Origin of the sequence: Clostridioides sp. GD02377 (assembly GCF_045899875.1) — a bacterium.
GTDB classification, from domain to species: Bacteria; Bacillota; Clostridia; order Peptostreptococcales; family Peptostreptococcaceae; genus Clostridioides; species Clostridioides difficile_A.
The window spans coordinates 1-717 of record NZ_JBJODA010000068.1; the positions used below are offsets into that span (position 1 = coordinate 1).

General features: G+C 47.8%; 7 tRNA genes. All 7 read right to left on the bottom strand.

Going from position 1 to position 717, the window contains the following annotated elements:
* Positions 1-5: 5 nt before the first annotated feature.
* Positions 6-82: transfer RNA gene (locus tag Q3304_RS20785), tRNA-Pro, on the bottom strand.
* A gap of 22 nt (positions 83-104) precedes the next feature.
* Positions 105-181 (bottom strand) — tRNA-Ile (locus Q3304_RS20790).
* A gap of 14 nt (positions 182-195) precedes the next feature.
* Positions 196-269 (bottom strand) — tRNA-Met (locus Q3304_RS20795).
* A 6-nt stretch (positions 270-275) separates the two neighbouring features.
* Positions 276-351 (bottom strand) — tRNA-Phe (locus Q3304_RS20800).
* Positions 352-354: 3 nt separating this feature from the next.
* Positions 355-443 (bottom strand) — tRNA-Ser (locus Q3304_RS20805).
* Between the two features lie 89 nt (positions 444-532).
* A tRNA-Gln gene (locus tag Q3304_RS20810) sits at positions 533-608 on the bottom strand.
* 7 nt (positions 609-615) lie between these two features.
* A tRNA-Arg gene (locus Q3304_RS20815) sits at positions 616-692 on the bottom strand.
* Positions 693-717: the final 25 nt, after the last annotated feature.

Sequence of the window (717 nt, forward strand, 5' to 3'; positions counted from 1 at the left end):
TTAATTGGTCGAGGTGAAGGGACTCGAACCCCCGGCCCCATGGTCCCAAACCATGTGCGCTACCAAACTGCGCTACACCTCGAAGCTATTTGCTTAATTTAATGTGGTGGGCCATCAGGGACTCGAACCCCAGACCTACCGGTTATGAGCCGGGCGCTCTAACCAACTGAGCTAATGGCCCACATTAAATTTTAGTAGCGGTAATAGGAGTCGAACCTATGACCTTTCGGGTATGAACCGAACGCTCTAGCCAACTAAGCTATACCGCCATACTTTGGTGCCCAGAGGCGGAATCGAACCACCGACACGGGGATTTTCAGTCCCCTGCTCTACCGACTGAGCTATCTGGGCATTTGGCGGAGAGGGTGGGATTCGAACCCACGGCCCCTTTCGAAGTCACTGGTTTTCAAGACCAGCTCCTTAAACCACTCGGACACCTCTCCACATTAAGATACTTAAACTTACTTTAAAATCATACCTAACTATATTCAAAATAGAAACAATTTAAATATAGTTTAGCAAATATATTATTTGGCTGGGGATGCAGGACTCGAACCTACGCATACATGAGTCAAAGTCATGTGCCTTACCGACTTGGCTAATCCCCAATATATGTGGTGAGCGCACAGGGATTCGAACCCCGGACACACGCCTTAGAAGGGCGTTGCTCTATCCAGCTGAGCTATGCACCCACAATTATATATGTACAAATCAAAT